This window comes from Enterobacter huaxiensis, assembly GCF_003594935.2.
Lineage (GTDB): Bacteria > Pseudomonadota > Gammaproteobacteria > Enterobacterales > Enterobacteriaceae > Enterobacter > Enterobacter huaxiensis.
Map to the genome: position 1 here is coordinate 3,358,052 of NZ_CP043342.1, position 19,296 is coordinate 3,377,347.

General features: G+C 54.1%; 17 protein-coding genes and 5 tRNA genes. 1 reads left to right on the forward strand and 21 read right to left on the reverse strand.

The features are described 5' to 3' along the window. Positions 1 to 130: 130 nt before the first annotated feature. The 18 genes from D5067_RS16050 to mngA all read right to left on the reverse strand — a co-directional run bounded on the left by D5067_RS16050 (position 131) and on the right by mngA (position 14,973). Positions 131 to 206: transfer RNA gene (locus tag D5067_RS16050), tRNA-Lys, on the reverse strand. Between the two features lie 24 nt (positions 207 to 230). After that, a tRNA-Lys gene (locus tag D5067_RS16055) sits at positions 231 to 306 on the reverse strand. Between the two features lie 147 nt (positions 307 to 453). Next, positions 454 to 529, reverse strand: a tRNA-Lys gene (locus tag D5067_RS16060). 3 nt (positions 530 to 532) lie between these two features. Further along, positions 533 to 608, reverse strand: a tRNA-Val gene (locus D5067_RS16065). 27 nt (positions 609 to 635) lie between these two features. Then, positions 636 to 711, reverse strand: a tRNA-Lys gene (locus tag D5067_RS16070). 161 nt (positions 712 to 872) lie between these two features. Next, positions 873 to 1,667: a cell division protein CpoB gene (cpoB, locus tag D5067_RS16075; RefSeq protein WP_119935035.1), complete on the reverse strand. Its 795-nt coding sequence runs from the start codon at positions 1,665 to 1,667 to the stop codon at positions 873 to 875. A 9-nt stretch (positions 1,668 to 1,676) separates the two neighbouring features. Continuing rightward, positions 1,677 to 2,198 carry a peptidoglycan-associated lipoprotein Pal gene (gene pal / locus D5067_RS16080; protein ID WP_003858578.1) on the reverse strand — a complete coding sequence of 174 codons (522 nt, stop codon included), beginning with the start codon at positions 2,196 to 2,198 and terminating at the stop codon, positions 1,677 to 1,679. Between the two features lie 35 nt (positions 2,199 to 2,233). Beyond that, positions 2,234 to 3,526 carry a Tol-Pal system beta propeller repeat protein TolB gene (gene tolB / locus D5067_RS16085; RefSeq protein ID WP_119935036.1) on the reverse strand — a complete coding sequence of 431 codons (1,293 nt, stop codon included), beginning with the start codon at positions 3,524 to 3,526 and terminating at the stop codon, positions 2,234 to 2,236. 109 nt (positions 3,527 to 3,635) lie between these two features. Next, on the reverse strand, positions 3,636 to 4,889 hold the full coding sequence (gene tolA / locus D5067_RS16090; RefSeq protein WP_119935037.1) for a cell envelope integrity protein TolA: 1,254 nt from the start codon (positions 4,887 to 4,889) through the stop codon (positions 3,636 to 3,638). A gap of 28 nt (positions 4,890 to 4,917) precedes the next feature. Beyond that, positions 4,918 to 5,346, reverse strand: a complete 429-nt coding sequence (gene tolR, locus D5067_RS16095) for a colicin uptake protein TolR (protein WP_119935038.1) — start codon at positions 5,344 to 5,346, stop codon at positions 4,918 to 4,920. 3 nt (positions 5,347 to 5,349) lie between these two features. Then, entirely contained in the window at positions 5,350 to 6,042 is a 693-nt protein-coding gene (tolQ, locus tag D5067_RS16100; RefSeq protein WP_089598919.1) for a Tol-Pal system protein TolQ, read from the reverse strand. After that, the gene (gene ybgC / locus D5067_RS16105; RefSeq protein ID WP_003858593.1) at positions 6,039 to 6,443 is read right to left on the reverse strand and encodes a tol-pal system-associated acyl-CoA thioesterase; all 405 of its coding nucleotides are present in this window, start codon (positions 6,441 to 6,443) and stop codon (positions 6,039 to 6,041) included. Before ybgC ends, tolQ begins: the two co-directional genes overlap by 4 nt. Positions 6,444 to 6,591: 148 nt before the next feature. Continuing rightward, positions 6,592 to 6,882: a cyd operon protein YbgE gene (ybgE, locus tag D5067_RS16110; RefSeq protein ID WP_119935039.1), complete on the reverse strand. Its 291-nt coding sequence runs from the start codon at positions 6,880 to 6,882 to the stop codon at positions 6,592 to 6,594. Further along, positions 6,882 to 6,995, reverse strand: a complete 114-nt coding sequence (gene cydX / locus D5067_RS16115; protein WP_119935040.1) for a cytochrome bd-I oxidase subunit CydX — start codon at positions 6,993 to 6,995, stop codon at positions 6,882 to 6,884. Before cydX ends, ybgE begins: the two co-directional genes overlap by 1 nt. A gap of 14 nt (positions 6,996 to 7,009) precedes the next feature. Continuing rightward, positions 7,010 to 8,149: a cytochrome d ubiquinol oxidase subunit II gene (cydB, locus tag D5067_RS16120; RefSeq protein ID WP_119935041.1), complete on the reverse strand. Its 1,140-nt coding sequence runs from the start codon at positions 8,147 to 8,149 to the stop codon at positions 7,010 to 7,012. Positions 8,150 to 8,164: 15 nt separating this feature from the next. Beyond that, positions 8,165 to 9,733: a cytochrome ubiquinol oxidase subunit I gene (gene cydA / locus D5067_RS16125; RefSeq protein WP_119935042.1), complete on the reverse strand. Its 1,569-nt coding sequence runs from the start codon at positions 9,731 to 9,733 to the stop codon at positions 8,165 to 8,167. Positions 9,734 to 10,408: 675 nt separating this feature from the next. After that, positions 10,409 to 13,042, reverse strand: a complete 2,634-nt coding sequence (gene mngB / locus D5067_RS16130) for a mannosylglycerate hydrolase (RefSeq protein WP_119935043.1) — start codon at positions 13,040 to 13,042, stop codon at positions 10,409 to 10,411. Positions 13,043 to 13,065: 23 nt separating this feature from the next. Next, positions 13,066 to 14,973 carry a PTS 2-O-a-mannosyl-D-glycerate transporter subunit IIABC gene (gene mngA / locus D5067_RS16135; RefSeq protein WP_119935044.1) on the reverse strand — a complete coding sequence of 636 codons (1,908 nt, stop codon included), beginning with the start codon at positions 14,971 to 14,973 and terminating at the stop codon, positions 13,066 to 13,068. A 170-nt stretch (positions 14,974 to 15,143) separates the two neighbouring features. On the opposite strand from mngA, the gene D5067_RS16140 reads away from it, so the two are divergent. Next, the gene (locus D5067_RS16140; RefSeq protein WP_119935045.1) at positions 15,144 to 15,860 is read left to right on the forward strand and encodes a GntR family transcriptional regulator; all 717 of its coding nucleotides are present in this window, start codon (positions 15,144 to 15,146) and stop codon (positions 15,858 to 15,860) included. Positions 15,861 to 15,943: 83 nt separating this feature from the next. Here D5067_RS16140 and sucD read toward each other — a convergent pair whose 3' ends face one another. The 3 genes from sucD to odhB all read right to left on the reverse strand — a co-directional run bounded on the left by sucD (position 15,944) and on the right by odhB (position 19,285). Continuing rightward, positions 15,944 to 16,813 carry a succinate--CoA ligase subunit alpha gene (gene sucD / locus D5067_RS16145; protein WP_119935046.1) on the reverse strand — a complete coding sequence of 290 codons (870 nt, stop codon included), beginning with the start codon at positions 16,811 to 16,813 and terminating at the stop codon, positions 15,944 to 15,946. After that, entirely contained in the window at positions 16,813 to 17,979 is a 1,167-nt protein-coding gene (sucC, locus tag D5067_RS16150; protein WP_048976318.1) for an ADP-forming succinate--CoA ligase subunit beta, read from the reverse strand. Before sucC ends, sucD begins: the two co-directional genes overlap by 1 nt. An 85-nt stretch (positions 17,980 to 18,064) precedes the next feature. Further along, positions 18,065 to 19,285, reverse strand: a complete 1,221-nt coding sequence (gene odhB / locus D5067_RS16155; RefSeq protein WP_119935047.1) for a 2-oxoglutarate dehydrogenase complex dihydrolipoyllysine-residue succinyltransferase — start codon at positions 19,283 to 19,285, stop codon at positions 18,065 to 18,067. Positions 19,286 to 19,296: the final 11 nt, after the last annotated feature.

Consider the following 19,296-nt stretch of genomic DNA (forward strand, 5'->3'; position numbering starts at 1 on the left):
CAGTGGAAATGTCACCGGAAATAGGTGCGGTTAGCATTTGTCGGGTGGCGGCTTCGCCTTACCCGACCTACAGGAGAGGTTTCTGAAACTTCAGATAGCAAAAAAGCGCCTTTAGGGCGCTTTTTTACATTGGTGGGTCGTGCAGGATTCGAACCTGCGACCAATTGATTAAAAGTCAACTGCTCTACCAACTGAGCTAACGACCCCTTGCGGGATTTTTTTCTTCGAAGTGGTGGGTCGTGCAGGATTCGAACCTGCGACCAATTGATTAAAAGTCAACTGCTCTACCAACTGAGCTAACGACCCATTCGGGTGCTGACTTCGAAGATTTTTACTCGGTTCCACTTTAAAAGTGGTGGGTCGTGCAGGATGACTCGGCTTTGCCTCGCCCTTCGGGCCGTTGCTAAAGCAACGTTATCCTTCACGTTTAATATCTGAGTAAGACATTAAAATTGGTGGGTCGTGCAGGATTCGAACCTGCGACCAATTGATTAAAAGTCAACTGCTCTACCAACTGAGCTAACGACCCGAGTGGTGGGTGATGACGGGCTCGAACCGCCGACCCCCTCCGTGTAAAGGAGATGCTCTACCAACTGAGCTAATCACCCACTCTGTACTACCGGTTTTGCGTTAAGTGGTGGGTCGTGCAGGATTCGAACCTGCGACCAATTGATTAAAAGTCAACTGCTCTACCAACTGAGCTAACGACCCACTTTTACGCTGTTTTCACGTTGTTTGATATCCCGTGGCAACGGCGGCATATATTACTGATTTAAGAATTCTACGCAACAAAAATTTCGAGGAAGATCACTTAACTGCTTAGTAATCATGCTGCACGACCAGAAATAACACGATTTCTGGTCATGCGGTAATCATCCCATCGAACTCAGACGTTTTTGCGCCTGTTTGGCACCTTCGGTACCCGGGAATTTTGTGACGACCTGCTGGTAAACCGCTTTGGCTTTCGCAGTGTCACCTTTGTCCTGCATGATCACGCCGACTTTGAACATCGCGTCAGGCGCCTTTGGCGATTTCGGGAAATTTTTCACCACGGAGGCAAAATAAAACGCCGCATCGTCCTTTTTACCCTTGTTGTAATTCAGCTGACCGAGCCAATAATTTGCATTTGGCTGGTAAGTAGAATCAGGGTACTTCTTCACGAAGTTCTGGAACGCAGTGATAGCATCGTCCTGACGCGATTTGTCCTGCACCAGGGCAATGGCCGCGTTGTAGTCCGTATTCGCGTCACCGCTCTGTACAGGCGCTCCTGTCGAGGCAGAAGCATCCCCTGCTGGAGCAGGCGTAGCTGTCGCTGCACCGCTTTGGTCGCCTGCTGCAGGCTGTGCTGCTGCACCACCGCTGTTCAGGCTATCCATCTGCAGCAAAATTTGCTTCTGACGCTCCACAACCTGGTTTAACTGATACTGACTTTCCTGAATCTGACCGCGGAGAGAATCAATATCGTTCTGGTTATCGGAAAGTTGTTGCTGGAGTTGGGTTAAAAGCTGACTGTGAGCGTTAGAAATACGCTCGAGTTGAGTGACCCGGTCTTCTACCGAGCCTGAGCCGACACTACTGATTGGTGCCTGAGCAAAAGCGGCCCAGGGGGCCGCTATTCCAACCAGTAACGACAGACTCATCAGATGATGTCTGAAGTTACTGCTCATGCAATTCTCTTAGTAAACCAGTACGGCACGACGGTTTTTGGAGTAAGCCGCTTCGTCGTGACCCAGTACTGCAGGTTTTTCTTTACCGTAAGAAACGATGGAGATCTGGTCAGCAGAAACGCCTTTACCCTGCAGGTACATTTTAACAGCGTTAGCACGACGTTCACCCAGGGAGATGTTGTACTCTGGAGTACCACGTTCGTCCGCGTGACCTTCTACGGTGACTTTGTAAGACGGGTTGCTACGCAGGAAGTTAGCGTGAGCATCCAGCATTGCAGCGAAGTCAGAACGGATGTCGTATTTATCCAGATCGAAGTAAACGATGTTGTTCTGCTGCAGCTGCTGCATCTGAAGACGCGCCTGCTCTTCAGATGACATGTTGCCATTGCCGTTAGCGTCCATACCGGTGCCGGCACCCATCATGCCTTCGCCGCTCTGGTCATTGCTTGCGTTCTTGTTAGAAGAACACGCTGCGATTGCCATTACAGGCAGAGCGATCATCAGCCCCTTCAGCACTTTGTTCAGTTGCATTTCTATGATTCCTTTAGTAATCAATTAATTATTATTTACAGATACGGCGACCAGGCAGGTGATTTTACCTGTCCATCAGTTGCCGGAATACGCGCTTTGAAACGCCCATCTGTAGAAACCAGATTCAGCACAGATCCCATCCCCTGAGAAGAGCTGTAGATTACCATAGTGCCGTTAGGTGCCAGACTTGGCGTTTCATCCAGGAACGTTGACGAGAGAACTTGCACGCCACCCGTTACCAGATCTTGTTTGGCAATGTGCTGCTGACCACCCGCAGAACTGACCATTACCATCGTTTTACCATCGGCACTCACGTCAGCATCCTGGTTCTGAGAACCTTCCCAGGTAATACGCTGCGGCGCTCCGCCGTTGACATTCACTTTATAAACTTGTGGACGGCCGGCCTGGTCGGACGTAAAGGCCAGGTTCTGGCTGTCCGGGAACCAGGTTGGTTCGGTGTTGTTGCTGCGACCATCCGTGACCTGACGAATCTGACCAGAACCGATGTCCATTACGTACAGGTTCAGGCTACCGGTTTTAGACAGCGCAAAGGCCAGTTTAGATCCATCCGGCGAGAACGCAGGCGCACCGTTGTGACGTGGGAACGACGCAACCTGACGCACGGCACCGTTAGACAGCGTCTGGATAACCAGCGCAGAGCGGCCGCTTTCGAAGGTGACGTAGGCCAGTTTAGAACCGTCAGGAGACCACGCCGGAGACATCAGCGGCTGCGGTGAACGATGAACGGTGAACTGGTTGTAACCATCGTAATCCGATACGCGCAGCTCATACGGGAACTGGCCGCCGTTGGTCTGCACAACGTAAGCGATACGGGTACGGAACGCGCCTTTAATACCGGTCAGCTTCTCAAACACTTCGTCACTTGCCGTGTGGCCAGCATAACGCAGCCACTGCTTGTTCACTTTATAGGTGTTCTGAGCCAGAACGGTACCTGGCGCACCGCCGGTATCCACCAGCTGGTAAGCCACGTTGTAGCCACCGTCTGGTGCAGGGGTAACCTGACCGACAACGACGGCATCAATGCCCAGCGCAGACCACGCAGCAGGCTGTACTTCCTGCGCGGTGCCCGGCTGCTGTGGCAGACGAGAGCGATCTAATGGGTTAAATTTGCCGCTGTTACGCAGGTCAGCCGCAACGATGCCGCCGATATCTTCAGGCGCCGCACCCGGGCCAGCCCACTGGAACGGAACAACACCGATTGGACGCGCCGAGTCGTTCCAGTCGGTAATGTCGATGCTTACTGTTGCATGCACTGTTGCAGTCAACAGGACTAAAAAGCCAAATGCTAATCGTAATGCCTGCTTCATCATATCTCCCTTATCCGAACAATCAGCCCTGGATAATTTAGCAGAAGGTTAACAAACTCAAATACACAACACTATCAGAACCCGGTAACGGTTATCGTTACCGTTCTGCTTACGGCTTAAAGTTCAGCGAGGCGTCTTTAAATACCTCATAAACGGCCTGAGTTGGTGGCTTCGGCAGCTTCGCCTGATTCACCGCCACAAGCGCAGCCTGGCATAACGCGTCATCGCCCCCTTCTGACTCAACGCTCAGCACGGTACCATCAGTATGCAGTTTAATATGCAGTCTGCATGTTTTCCCTGTATACAATGATTTATCGTTAAGTCTGCTGGATATCGCCGCAGCAATCTGGTTCTTGTAGTCGTTGATCTCAGCGCCAGAGGCACCATTGTTCTTAGTGTTACCACTTCCAGCCGGGGCTGCATTACTCCCTTTCGCTCCACCGCCCGTTTTCGGTGCATTCTTACCCGAGCTCAGGTCGCCCAGCAGGTCGTCAACGCCTGCGGCAGCAGCGGCTTTCTCAGCGGCAGCAGCTTTTTTCGCTGCAGCTTTTTCAGCAGCCGCTTTCTTATCGGCAGCGGCTTTCTCAGCTGCAGCTTTTTTATCAGCTGCGGCTTTTTCCGCGGCGGCGGCTTTTTCTGCTGCGGCCTTCTCTGCAGCAGCCGCTTTCTTCGCAGCATCGGTAGCAGCTTTCTTCTCTGCTTCCTGAGCGGCTTTCTTCGCGGCTTCTGCTTCGGCTTTCTTCTGAGCATCAGCAGCAGCTTTCTTTGCAGCTTCTGCCTCAGCTTTCTTCTGTGCGTCAGCGGCTGCTTTCTTCACGGCTTCAGCCTCGGCAACTTTTTTGGCATCCGCAGCGGCTTTTTTCGCGGCGTCGGCCGCAACTTTCGCCTGGGCATCAGCCTGCGCTTTCGCGTCTGCCGCAGCTTTTGCTGCCGCCTCTTCCGCCTGCTTTTGCTGTTCCTGCGCTTTCTGAGCGGCAGCTTCAGCCTGCTTCTGCTGCTCAGCCTGCTCTTTTGCCGCTTCCTGCGACTGTAAACGTTCTTTCTCAAGCTGCTTCAGACGTTCCTGCTCTGCGGCCTGCTTTTCACGCAGCTCCTCCGCCTGCTGTTGCGCCTGTTTTTCACGCTGCTCTTCAGCGCGTTTTGAGCTCGCCTGCTGCTGTTGCTGACGATTATAGTTCTGCAATACTGCACCGGGATCCACCATGACGGCGTCGATGGAAGATCCCCCACCGCCGCCCGCAGATTCATCAATGTGCTCGTCGAACGAACTCCAGATCAGCGCTGCAAAAAGAATAACGTGCAGCACTGCGGAGACGATTATCGCTCGCTTAAGCTTGTCGTTCTGTTCGGTTGCCTTTGACACTATCGGTTCCCAAAAACTACGCAGATGATCAAATAGGCTGAGTCATTAAGCCAACCGACTTAACGCCCGCACTATGTAGCAAGTTCAGCGCTTTAATAATTTCATCGTACGGTACGTCTTTCGCACCCCCGATCAAGAAGACCGTTTTCGGATTTGACTCCAGGCGTCGTTGCGCTTCTGCAATAACCTGCTCAGGCGGCAGCTGATCCATACGATCTTTCTCTACCACTACGCTGTACTGCCCTACGCCGGAAACCTCAATGATGACCGGAGGATCGTCATTGCTGCTTACCGCCTGTGACTCTGTCGCATCCGGCAGATCCACTTCCACGCTCTGGGTAATGATGGGGGCTGTCGCCATAAAGATCAGCAGCAGTACCAACAGTACGTCCAGCAGCGGAACGATATTAATTTCGGACTTGAGCTCGCGACGACCTCGTCCACGCGATCTGGCCATGGTTTACCCCTTGTTGCTCTCGGTGCTGGTAAACGCCTGACGGTGCAGAATCGCTGTGAACTCTTCCATAAAGTTGTCGTAGTTCAGTTCCAGTTTGTTCACGCGCTGGTTCAGACGGTTATAGGCCATAACTGCCGGAATTGCTGCAAACAGACCGATAGCGGTTGCAATCAGTGCCTCTGCGATACCCGGTGCAACCATCTGCAACGTCGCCTGCTTCACCGCACCCAGTGCGATAAAGGCGTGCATGATCCCCCAGACCGTACCAAACAGGCCGATATACGGGCTGATGGAACCAACGGTACCCAGGAATGGGATATGCGTTTCAAGGGTTTCCAGCTCACGGTTCATGGAAATGCGCATCGCACGCGACGCACCTTCAACAACCGCTTCCGGCGCATGATTATTCGCACGATGCAAACGCGCGAACTCTTTGAAACCGCTGTAAAATATTTGTTCGGAGCCTGAAAGATTATCACGGCGCCCCTGGCTTTCCTGATACAGACGTGAAAGCTCAATACCCGACCAGAACTTATCTTCAAACGCTTCGGCTTCGCGGCCTGCTGCATTGAGGATACGCGTTCTCTGGATGATGATTGCCCAGGATGCGATTGAAAAACCAATCAAAATCAACATGATAAGTTTAACCAGAAGGCTTGCCTTCAGGAACAAATCAAGGATATTCATGTCAGTCACTGCTTAAACTCCGCGACAATAGACTTAGGAAGCGCACGAGGCTTCATTATGGTTGGATCAACACAGACAATCAGTACTTCAGCTGAGTTCAGTACGGTGTTCTCTGCATTGACTATCCGCTGCGTGAAAACCAGTGAGGTCCCGCGCATCGATGTAATTTCAGTTTGGACTTCGAGCATATCGTCGAGTCTGGCAGGCGCAAAATACTCAAGCGTCATCTTGCGTACCACAAAGGCAACTCGCTCAGCCAACAGCACCTGCTGGCTAAAGTGATGATGGCGCAGCATCTCTGTGCGTGCCCGTTCATAAAAAGCAACGTAGCTGGCGTGGTAGACCACACCACCGGCATCGGTATCTTCGTAGTAGACACGAACCGGCCATCGAAACAGCGTTGTATTCACTTTACATCCTGGTAATACAAGAAAAGTTGGAGCTTTCAAACTTCGCTACTATACGCGCGGGAATGATGGTTTGGAATGGGAGAAAGTAAACGGAGAGTAAATTTTTATGGGCTCGGGTAAGCCCATATCGTTATAGGACATTTCTTATTCAGGAGAAGAAGAAAATCAGGCCTGCGAGAAGTACGAGGTCGGCAATCAGCGGGCAAAAGATCCCCTGCCAGTGAAGCGCTTTCGGACGAAAGCCCACGCCGTGAATGACGCCTGCACAGACAGCCCACATAATGAGGAAGCCGTGCCAGATTTCCAGCTCGCTGGTCTTTGCCGCAAAGCGCGACGGGTCCCAGAAAATACAACCTGCCAGCAGTAATGCCATCACTAAAGAAAGCGCCCTTAACGGGCGCTTATCCATTACCGCATATAACGTTGCGATAATGTTCATTAGTGTTTTTCTTCACCCGTTTTAGTCGCTTCAACGTGCTCAAGCGCCAGGGCGGTGATGATGCCAAATGCACAGGCAAGAAGCGTCCCTAAAATCCATGCGAAATACCACATATTCAGCTCCTTACTTAGTACAGGGAATGAGTGTTGCTCTCGATATCTTCTTTAGTAATACGACCGAACATTTTCCAGTAACACCAGCTGGTGTAGAGCAGGATAATCGGTACGAATACACAAGCGACATACGTCATCAGGTTCAGCGTCAGCTGGCTGGATGTTGCATCCCACATGGTCAGGCTAGCATTCATCATGGTGCTGGACGGCATAACGAATGGGAACATCGCGATACCGGCAGTCAGGATGATGCACGCCAGGGTCAGTGAAGAGAACACAAACGCCATTGCGCCTTTTTCCAGACGAGACATCAGCATCGTCAGCAGCGGCAGCACTACGCCCAGCGCCGGGATAGCCCACAGAGCAGGTGTATTGTTGAAGTTCACCAGCCAGGCACCTGCCTGACGCGCAACTTCTTTGGTCAGCGGGTTAGACGGTGCAGCGTGGTTAATAGCAGACGTAATCACGTAGCCATCAATACCGTACACCACCCAGACGCCGGCCAGTGCGAAGCAGACCAGCGTCACCAGTGCAGCAACCTGCGCCGTTGCACGAGAACGCAGGTGCAGTTCGCCAACGGTACGCATCTGCAGATACGTCGCGCCCTGAGTAATGATCATTCCCACACTCACTACGCCCGCCAGCAGACCAAACGGGTTCAGCAGCTGGAAGAAGTTACCGGTGTAGTAAAGACGCATGTACTCGTCGATGTGGAACGGTACACCCTGCAGCAGGTTACCGAACGCCACGCCAATCACCAGCGGTGGGACGAAGCTACCGATAAAGATGCCCCAGTCCCACATGTTGCGCCAGCGGGTGTCTTCAATCTTGGAACGGTAGTCGAAGCCTACCGGACGGAAGAACAAAGAGGCCAGCACCAGAATCATCGCCACGTAGAAGCCGGAGAACGCAGCCGCGTAGACCATCGGCCAGGCCGCGAACAGCGCGCCGCCTGCGGTGATCAGCCACACCTGGTTACCGTCCCAGTGCGGGGCGATGGAGTTGATCATGATTCGACGCTCGGTGTCATTACGACCGAGGAAACGGGTGAGCATGCCCACGCCCATGTCGAAACCATCCGTGACCGCAAAACCGATCAGCAGAATACCGACCAGCAGCCACCATATAAAACGCAATACTTCATAATCGATCATTTGATGACTCCTGTCTTAGCGTGCCGGCTGAGTAGTCACGGTAGACTGCTCGTAGTGATAGCGACCGGTTTTCAGGCTGCTTGGGCCAAGGCGCGCGAACTTGAACATCAGGAACAGTTCAGCCACCAGGAACAGGGTGTACAGACCACAAATCAGCAGCATGGAGAAGATCAGATCGCCAGCGGTCAGGGAAGAGTTCGCTACCGCCGTTGGCAGCACCTCACCGATTGCCCATGGCTGACGTCCGTATTCCGCAACAAACCAACCGGATTCAATCGCAATCCATGGCAGTGGAATACCGTACAGCGCGGTGCGCAGCAGCCATTTCTTCTCACCGATACGGTTACGAATCACTGACCAGAAGGACGCCGCGATGATCAGAAGCATAATGATGCCGCAGCCCACCATGATACGGAACGCGAAGTACAGCGGCGCAACGCGTGGAATGGAGTCTTTGGTCGCCATCTGAATCTGTGCTTCCGTCGCGTCAGAGACGTTCGGGGTATAGCGTTTCAACAGCAGACCGTAGCCCAGGTCTTTCTTCACGTCGTTAAACTGGTCGCGAACGGCCTGGTCAGTTGAACCGGAGCGCAGCTGTTCCAGCAGCGAGTAAGCTTTCATCCCGTTACGGATACGCTCTTCATGCTGCACAAGCAGATCCTTCAGGCCCGTCACCTGCTTGTCGACGGAGCGCGTCGCGATGAGACCCAGCGCGTAAGGAATTTGAATCGCAAAGCGGTTTTCCTGCGCGTCCTGATCCGGCACACCGAACAGGGTAAAGGCAGCCGGAGCCGGTTGCGTTTCCCATTCAGCTTCAATGGCGGCCAGTTTGGTTTTCTGCACGTCGCCCATTTCGTAGCCGGATTCATCACCCAGAACAATAACGGACAGAATCGCGGCCATACCAAAGCTCGCGGCGATAGCAAAAGAACGCTTAGCAAACGCGAAGTCACGACCGCGCAGCATATAGTAGGCGCTGATGCCCAGCACGAACATCGCGCCGCACACATAGCCCGATGCTACGGTGTGAACGAATTTAACCTGTGCTACCGGGTTCAGGACCAGCTCGGCAAAGCTGACCATCTCCATACGCATGGTTTCAAAGTTGAAATCAGAGGCGATTGGGTTCTGCATCCAGCCGTTCGCCACCAGGATCCAGAGTGCGGACAGGTTCGAGCCTAATGCGACCAGCCAGGTGACCGCCATATGCTGGACTTTGCCCAGACGGTCCCAACCGAAGAAGAACAGACCTACAAAGGTGGATTCGAGGAAGAAGGCCATCAGACCTTCAATGGCCAGCGGCGCACCGAAGATATCCCCTACATAGTGGGAATAGTAAGACCAGTTAGTCCCGAACTGGAACTCCATGGTCAAACCGGTTGCCACGCCCAGCGCAAAGTTGATACCAAACAACTTGCCCCAGAACTTGGTCATATCTTTATAAATCTGTTTGCCGGAGAGGACGTAAACCGTTTCCATGATCGCCAACAGGAACGCCATACCGAGCGTCAGTGGTACAAACAGGAAGTGGTACATCGCGGTCAAGGCAAACTGTAAGCGCGACAGTTCGACTATGTCTAACATTATGACTCCTTGCTCATCGCATGAAGACTCCGAGAGTGAACCCCCTCAGAAAGAGATTCACACGCATGCCCCAATACAAATTATTCGCATCCTTGTCGTCGTTTTTACCCTGAGGGAGGATAAAAACAATGACGTCAGGTTACAAATACGTTAAAAAAAATCAAAATTGATCCCGTAAATATAATACGCTGCAAAACCCTTACAATAAACAGGTTTTTATTGAATCACATTTACGTTTTACGACGGTGATCAACTTATAGCAAAACTACCACTTTTCAGCCATTTTGATCGGGGACAATTTACCGCCTTTTGATGCGCTTTTCCAAGGATTAAACATTGATTTAAATCAAAAACGAACCACGATGTTAACTATGTTTAATCGTGGTGAGATTGGTAAAAACCATGTTAATAATATGTGCATGCAAAGATGGGTTTGGTTATCAATAGCGAGGGAAAATATAAACAGAAGCGATCTTATTTAACGCCCAAAGAAAAATACCGAAAACGATGGATAAAACGTAAAGAAAAGCCCCCCACACCCATTTTTCATGGATGGCGAGAAGCTCGTTGAATTACATTTATTTTACTTTACCCCCTCCTTAAATTAACACCGCGCTGTGACTATTTAATGAAAAAAGGGCCGCTGTGGCTGCGGCCCCAGGCTTATGCCCCCCGTTAATCCCCGAGCAGAATACTGAAAGTACGCGACTGACCCGGCTTAAAGGCGCCCACTATCCCCTGCCCATCGCCCCCCGTCGTTATTTGCTCATTCATATCTGTTTCGCAGCACCGTTTTACAGACGGGCCCAGCGATAAAACCGCGTCGTTCGACGAGGATGAAGAAGGGTTATAGAGGCGCAGAATAAGCTCATCGCGGTCTTCCGCCTTCTTAAGGGTACTGAGCAGACAGCCCGTTGGTGAAAGGGCTAACAGGCTATAGCTTTCCGGCGTAAGGAATGCAGACCGATTCAGCTTCATCGCATCCCAGGGGATTTTGTTATAGCACTGTACGGGGGTTAACCAGGCCTTCGCCTGCTGCGCTACCCCTGCATTTTCTGGCGTCCCGCTGAAACTGAAAAGGCTAAACCGGGCAGAGATGAAGCCGCGCACCTGGGAGTCTGGAACCGGCATTTTAATGCCTGACGGTCTGCCCGGACGCAGAAGTAAATCTTCTTTGCCCAGTAAGCCCACGCCGCGCAGCAGGGTTAATGCAAAGGTTTTTGTGTCATCACCGACGACTTCAAACTCACGTAAGCCCTCGGTAAACAGCGCCATCCCGTTACGTCTCTCCTGCAGAACCGCGTAATTTAGCAAATTCCAGACGGGCACCGGCGCCTCTTTCCACCCCTCTTCCTGCCAGGTATTCATCGCTTCATCCTGCACGGGGCGTATGAGGGTGCCAAACTGGGTATCGGCTAACACCTCGTGGGTATGAATGGGCGTTGGGATCAGCACGCGCACGCGGTGATCGTCAGCCTGATTATCCAGGCGTACCTCGACGTCAATACGCCTGCTGTTCTGGCTGAGCGTCACCTCAAATTCAGCCCCGAGCGTGCCGCTTAGCTGACGCGCCGAACGCTCGGCGAGATTTGCTGGCACAGCCATACGGTGACGGATAACCGCCCTGCTCTGCCAGCCCTCATGCGTGACCTCAACATCATGCTGCCCCTGTGCTGAAGTGAGTCTCCACTCCTCTCGCGAAGGCGAGTAATCATACTCGTCTCCGTCATCTGAGCTTTCTTCAATTTCCAGCGCGCGGTCATAAATAAGCCCGGTTTCTTTGTCGCGCAGGCGCAGCGTGCCGTCGTCGTTTAAATCTATCTGCCAGAAGGCATTTTCCAGCAGCGCCTGGGTCTCTTTTGCCGGCGCGAGAACATTCCCGGCGAGATGCGGCTCTATAAATAACGTGCGATAGCCCATCGACGGCAATATTTGACTGACCTGAATATCGAACTCCATAAACGGCTCGTAGTTGCCGTAATGGACGATTTGCCGATCGATTAAGCCAGGGTCAAGCTCGCGCGCGCTGCGAATGAAATACGGGATGTCGTTACCTTTATCATCCCGCAGGCGGAACTGGCTGGCGCGCAGACAAACGGTGGTGTTGATGACCTCTTCACGCGGCCAGGGCATCAGATTGAACATGACCAGCTTGTCCGCGTCGCTCTGCGGCATGTTGTCAACAATCTTGCGCATGTAGAAAGCGATCAGATTGTCAGCCATGTCTTCGGCCAGCTCAAAGCGGGAGACAATCTCGCGATGCACTTTATCGCTACAGCAGCAGCCGATGCTGTCGTGGGCGTGGTTTTTCAGTATCTCTTTCCACATTTTCTCCAGCAGGCCGTGGTGATATTCAAAGCCCAGCGTCCAGGCGAGCGTAGCCAGCGGTTCAAGGATGTTGACGATTTTATTCTCAATGCGGGCGTGAGCGATTTTGATGTCCATCCGCGTGGAGCCAATTGTCCGGTGCACGCGCATGTATTTGCCGTCGATAAACTCCCCTTTCAGGGTCGCCAGTTCATGACGGTGTGCGTCGATACGCTCGAATACCTCTTCAAACCGGCTCATCACAAACGTGCGCTGCGGGTAGATTTCACGAAGCTTATCCATCACCGCGAAAATGTTCTGCTGCAGCGGCATCTGGTCATGGCCGTTAGGCAGCAAAATCTCTTTGGTCACCGAGGCGTTTTCCAGGACGTCGAAGTAGCTGTCGAGGCGTTTTCGCAGTCCGGCTTCATCCTCCGGTAAGTACTTACCAATCGCGTAGCCCAGCGGCAGCACCTGGGCAGTGACTTCACTCCCGTCCATGCTCTGCCAGAGGAATTCGGTTTTATCGGTGCCGTGACGTTCAGAGCAGCCCCGCCAGAACATCGTGCGCGTGATGCCAAAGCCGTTGTAGATGTGCGGAAGCTGCGCTGACATGCCAAACGAATCCGGCAGATAGCCAATTTTCATCGGCTCGCCGAAGGCCATGCAGTCGCGAATGCCGTACATCAGGTTACGCACAATCGACTCTCCGGAGACAATCGTGGTGTCCGTCTGCGTATACCAGGGCCCGATAATCAGCTTGCCAGCCTGGACTAGCGCCTTCACGCGGGGGCGGTTTTCAGGTTTTACCGCAAAGTAGTCCTCCAGCACCGCCGTCTGACCGTCGAGGACGTAGTATTTATATTCATCGTCCTGTTCAAGGCGGGTGAGGATCTCCTCCATATTATTGACCAGGAGAATGCGTGACGCTTCGGTGGTGAAGTACCACTCACGGTCCCAGTGCATATGCGGCGTGATATGAACACGAGATACAGCTTTCATCTTCGTTTCCTGTTGGTGAGCGTTTATGGCGTGATGTCTTCAGTAACGTACTTGCCGCGCTTTACGGCCTGACGTCGCCAGATAATAAGAACGAGCGTAGAGATGGCGGTCCCGACCAGTGCCGCGCCAAACCAGCCTGCTGCAGCGGTCACGCCGCCCATTCCTGCGTGATGCAGTAAGAAAAGGGAGAAAATGCCTGCCCCTGGCGTGGAGAGCCCCACCCCCATGGCACCGACGATAGCCCCTGTCGCCATAGAGCCAAGGACAAACGATCCAATCACCCGGAGCGGATCTTCTATCGCCATCGGGATTGCCCCTTCTGTAATACCCGCCAGCCCAAGCAGCCACGTCGATTTGCCGGTTTCAATTTCAAACGACTTAAAGAGATGCGGAGCGAGCATCGTCGAGGCGGTGACGGTAAAGGCCGAGACCATTTTGACGGAGGCAAAAATCGCGTAGGGCCCATAAACCCCGTTGGCCATCGCCCCGAGACAGAACGCGTAGGCTGCTTTGTTGACCGGACCACCCAAATCGAACGAGCACATAAATCCGAGAAGGGTTCCAAGCAACAGCGCATTTGCCCCTGAAAGACCGTTAAGCCAGGCCGTCAGCGCGTTGTTGATCCATGCCACCGGCTCGCCGATTACAAACAGCATCAGGCTGCCGGCCCCCAGCACGCCAATAACCGGATAAAGGTAATAGGTTAAAAAGCCGTTGTAGCGATTACTGAGGCGAATATGATTTTTTACCCAGCGCATCAGGTAGCCAGCAATCAACCCGCCCGCGACGGCCCCCAGGAAACCCGAGCCGATCATATTGGCGGCAAGACCGGCCGCAAAGCCCGGGGCCAGCGCGGGTTTATCCGCCAGCGAGTAGGCGGTATAGGCCGCGAGTACCGGTACCATCAGGATGCCAAGCATGCCGCCGCCGAGCTTGCGGTACATCCATAGCCATGAGTTTTCCTGATCGAACAGGTGCTGCAAACCAAGCATCTGCGCCAGCAGTACCGACACGGCCAGCACCGTGCCTCCGGCGACAATCAGCGGTACCGCAAAGGAGATACCGCTCAGAAGCGCCTGCTTGAGTTCCGTTTTAACGCTCTTCTTTTCTGCCTGCTCTGGCTGCGCCCCGGACGCGGGGGTCAATGCAAGAGCACGCTCAATTAACGTCTCGGCATGACGCAGCGGTTCCGCAACCGGCACCGAGATAGCCGGAATGCCCTCGAAACGCTCACGTTCTTTAATCGCCACTTCCGCCGCGAAAATGCATGCTTTTGCCGCCTGCAGCTGCTGTGCGGTAATACGCCCTTCAATACCGTTTGCGCCCTGCCTTTCGACCACGACGTTTACGCCGAGCCTGCGGCCCGCCTTCTCCAGGTATTCCGCAGCCATATAGGTATGGGCAATTCCGGCTGGGCACGCGGTGACGCAGACAACGGTTGGCGCATTCTCAAGGGCTGTTACCGCATCTGCCTGAGTCGTATCGTCCAGCGCGGCAAGCAGGTCTTCCGCAGACGTTGCCGACATCACGCGCGCCCGGAGAGCGTCATCCGCCAGCCGGGACGTCAGCTCCGTCAAAACCTGGATATGCGTCGATCCCGCCTCCGCGGGCGGAATGGCGAGCAGGAAAATCAGCTCAACCGCTTCCGGACCATCCACACCTTCCCAGGCGAGCGGTTCACGTAAGGTCGCCACCGCAAAGGCCGCTTCCTTTACGGCCGCTGATTTACCATGCGGCACCGCCAGGCCTTCCCCCAGCGCAGTGGGGCCCTGCGTTTCTCGATGGAACACTTCCGTTAAAAATGCATCGCTGTCGGTTATCTTGCCCAGCGCCACCAGCCGCATCGCAAGCTGGCGGATCGCCTCATCTCGGCTGGCGTACTGCGCCTGCACGCATACCGCACTGGGGTGGGTCAGGGTCGTCAGGTTCATCAAGATCCTCACACTCATGTCGTTATTGTCTGAAGGCGATTGTTGCAGACAAAACAATACATTTATGTGATCACTTTCACTAACTCCGCCAATTTGTATTTAATTTGTATTATTTACAAATTTTCAGCGGGAGGCATAATTCCCTGAAAAGGTATTAAAAAGGCAGGCACATGGGCAGCAAACCAATGTATCGGCAAATAGCCGATGCGCTTCGCGAAAAAATTAACGCCGGTGAGCTTAAGCCCGGTGACGCACTGCCGACGGAATCCACTCTTCAGGAGGCGTTCGGCGTCAGCCGCGTAACGGTAAGGCAGGCGCTGAAGCTCCTCACGGAAGAACAGATTATCGAGAGCATCCAGGGCAGCGGCTCCTATGTAAAAGAGGAGCGCGTGAATTACGATATCTACCAGCTGACGGGCTTTTACGAGAAGCTGGCTGACCGGAACGTGGATACCCACAGCGACGTGCGCATTTTCGAAGTGCTGAAAGCCGACGTAAAACTTGCCGAAAAATTAGCGATCGCGCCGGAAGATAAGGTCTGGCACGTTAAACGCGTGCGTTTTATCAAGCAAAAGCCGGTGAACCTGGAAGAGACGTGGATGCCGCTGATCCTGTTCCCCGACCTGACGTGGGAAGTGATGGAAAACTCGAAATACCATTATATCGAGCAGGTTAAAAAGATGGCCATCGATCGCAGCGAGCAGGAGCTGGTACCGGTCATGCCAACAGAAGAAGCCATCGCCGCGCTGGCGCTCGACCCGGCTAAACCGATTCTGGAAAAAGTGTCTCGCGGCTTCCTCAAAGACGGCCGGGTGTTTGAATACAGCCGTAACGTGTTTAACAGTGACGATTACAGGTTCACCCTGGTCGCGAAACGCAGGCAATAAAAAAGGCCGCGTTTACGCGGCCAACCATGTCGAAACGGACATTTTATTATTTCAACGCTCCCCTTTCGGGGAGCAGAGAGGATTTACTTAATGATGGATTTCAGTGCTTCGCCGATATCCGCCAGGCTGCGAACGGTCTTCACGCCTGCGGCTTCCAGCGCTGCGAATTTCTCATCAGCCGTACCTTTACCGCCTGCGATAATCGCGCCTGCGTGACCCATACGCTTGCCTTTCGGCGCGGTCACACCTGCGATATAGCCCACAACCGGCTTGGTCACGTGCTCTTTGATGTAAGCAGCGGCCTCTTCTTCTGCGCTACCGCCGATCTCACCGATCATCACGATCGCTTCGGTCTGCGGATCTTCCTGGAACAGCTTCAGGATGTCGATGAAGTTAGAGCCCGGAATCGGGTCACCGCCGATGCCCACGCAGGTGGACTGGCCGAAACCGTAGTCGGTGGTCTGCTTAACCGCTTCATAGGTCAGGGTACCGGAGCGGGAAACGATGCCCACTTTGCCCGGCTTGTGAATGTGGCCCGGCATGATGCCGATTTTGCATTCGCCCGGGGTGATCACGCCTGGGCAGTTCGGGCCGATCATACGCACGCCTGCTTCGTCGAGCTTCACCTTCACGGTCAGCATATCCAGCGTCGGGATGCCTTCGGTGATGGTGATGATCAGCTTGATGCCTGCGTCGATCGCTTCCAGAATAGAGTCTTTGCAGAACGGCGCCGGAACGTAGATAACGGTCGCGGTTGCGCCCGTCGCTTCTACCGCTTCACGCACGGTGTTGAACACCGGCAGGCCCAGGTGCGTGGTGCCGCCTTTACCTGGCGTTACGCCGCCAACCATCTGCGTGCCGAAGGCAATCGCCTGTTCGGAGTGGAAAGTCCCCTGGCTACCGGTGAAGCCCTGGCAGATAACCTTGGTATCTTTATTAATTAAAACTGACATTATTTCCCCTCCACTGCGGCAACAACCTGCTGAGCTGCATCCGTCAGACTTTTCGCTGCAATAATATTCAGGCCGCTGTCAGCCAGTTTTTTCGCGCCGAGTTCAGCGTTGTTACCTTCCAGACGCACAACCACCGGAACGTTCACACCCACTTCTTCAACCGCACCGATGATACCGTCTGCGATCAGGTCGCAACGCACGATACCGCCGAAGATGTTCACCAGAACCGCCTTCACGTTATCGTCAGAGAGGATGATTTTGAACGCTTCGGTTACGCGCTCTTTGGTTGCGCCACCGCCAACGTCGAGGAAGTTTGCTGGCTCACCGCCGTGCAGCTTAACGATGTCCATGGTGCCCATTGCCAGGCCCGCGCCGTTAACCATGCAGCCGATGTTGCCATCCAGTGCGACGTAGTTCAGCTCCCACTGTGCAGCCTGCGCTTCACGCGGGTCTTCCTGAGACTGGTCGCGCATTTCACGCAGATCCGCCTGGCGGAACAGCGCGTTGCCGTCAGCGCCCAGCTTGCCGTCGAGGCAGATCAGGTCGCCCTGAGTGGTGATCACCAGCGGGTTGATTTCGATCAGCGCCAGATCGCGCTCCAGGAAGATGTTCGCCAGGCCCATGAAGATCTTGGTGAACTGCTGAACCAGCTTGCCTTCCAGACCCAGCTTGAATGCCAGCTCGCGGCCCTGATAAGGCATTGGGCCTGCCAGCGGATCGATAGCCACTTTGTGGATCAGGTGCGGGGTCTCTTCCGCCACTTTTTCAATTTCCACGCCGCCTTCGGTAGACGCCATGAACACTACGCGACGGGAGCTACGGTCAACAACCGCGCCCAGGTACAGCTCTTTCGCGATATCGGTCGCCGCTTCAACCAGGATCTGGTTTACCGGCTGGCCGTTCGCATCTGTCTGGTACGTTACCAGACGCTTGCCGAGCCAATGTTCAGCAAACGCACGAATTTCTTCTTTGCTCTTAACAACCTTCACACCGCCCGCTTTACCACGGCCACCAGCGTGAACCTGACACTTAACTACCCAAGGGCCGGAACCGATTTTAGATGCGGCTTCTTCTGCTTCACGTGGGGTAGTACAGGCATAACCCACCGGAGCCGGTAAGCCATACCGGGCAAACAGCTGTTTGGCCTGATATTCATGTAAGTTCATGTGTTCTATCCATCCTTCAGGTAATCGTTAGGTATTGCTTTTGTAGGCCCGGCAAGCAACGCGCCGCCGGGCAAGACTGCGAAAACTAGACGTCAAGCAGCAGACGCGTTGGATCTTCCAGCAGCTCTTTAATGGCAACCAGGAAGCCCACGGACTCGCGGCCGTCGATCAGACGGTGATCGTAGGAGAGCGCCAGGTACATCATCGGCAGGATCTCAACTTTACCGTCAACCGCCATAGGGCGATCTTTGATGGCGTGCATGCCCAGGATCGCGCTCTGCGGCGGGTTGATGATTGGGGTGGACATCAGTGAACCAAATACGCCGCCGTTGGTAATGGTGAAGTTACCGCCGGTCAGGTCATCAACGGTCAGCTTGCCGTCGCGGCCTTTCACAGCCAGCTCTTTGATGTTTTTCTCGATGTCAGCCATGCCCAGGGTATCCACATCACGCAGAACCGGGGTGACCAGGCCGCGAGGGGTGGAAACCGCCATGCTGACGTCGAAGTAGTTGTGGTAAACCACGTCATCGCCATCAATAGACGCGTTCACTTCCGGGTAGCGTTTCAGCGCTTCAACCACCGCCTTCACGTAAAAGGACATAAAGCCCAGACGGATACCGTGACGTTTCTCAAACGCGTCACCGTACTGCTTGCGCAGGTCCATGATTGGCTTCATGTTGACTTCGTTGAAGGTGGTCAGCATCGCGGTGGAGTTTTTCGCTTCCAGCAGACGCTCGGCCACGCGCTTGCGCAGGCGGGTCATCGGCACGCGTTTTTCGCTGCGGGCGCCCAGCGCAGGCTGTGCTGCTGGTGCCGCCGCAGGGGCCTTGGCTTCAGCTTTCGCAGGCGCTTTCGCCAGGTGCTTGTCGATATCTTCACGCGTCAGGCGGCCGCCCACGCCGGTGCCCTTAATGGCAGCCGCGTCCAGGCTGTGCTCAGCCAGCAGGCGGCGGATCGCCGGGCTCAGCGCATCGTTAGTTTGCTCTTCCAGAGAGGCCTGCTGGCGCTGCGCCGGAGTAGACGCTTTCTCTTCAGACTTGGCGCTGGACTCTTTGCCCGCGCTGTTGCCTTCACGCAGGCGGCCCAGGATCTGACGAGAGGTGACGGTCGTGCCTTCGTCTTCCAGGACTGCATCCAGAATGCCATCCGCTGAAGCCGGTACTTCCAGTACCACTTTGTCAGTTTCGATTTCTACCAGCACTTCATCGCGCTTAACGGCATCGCCAGGTTTTTTGTGCCAGGTGGCGACGGTCGCATCTGCTACGGACTCAGGCAGGTCGGGAACAAGAATATCTACGCTACTCATTATGTATCCTT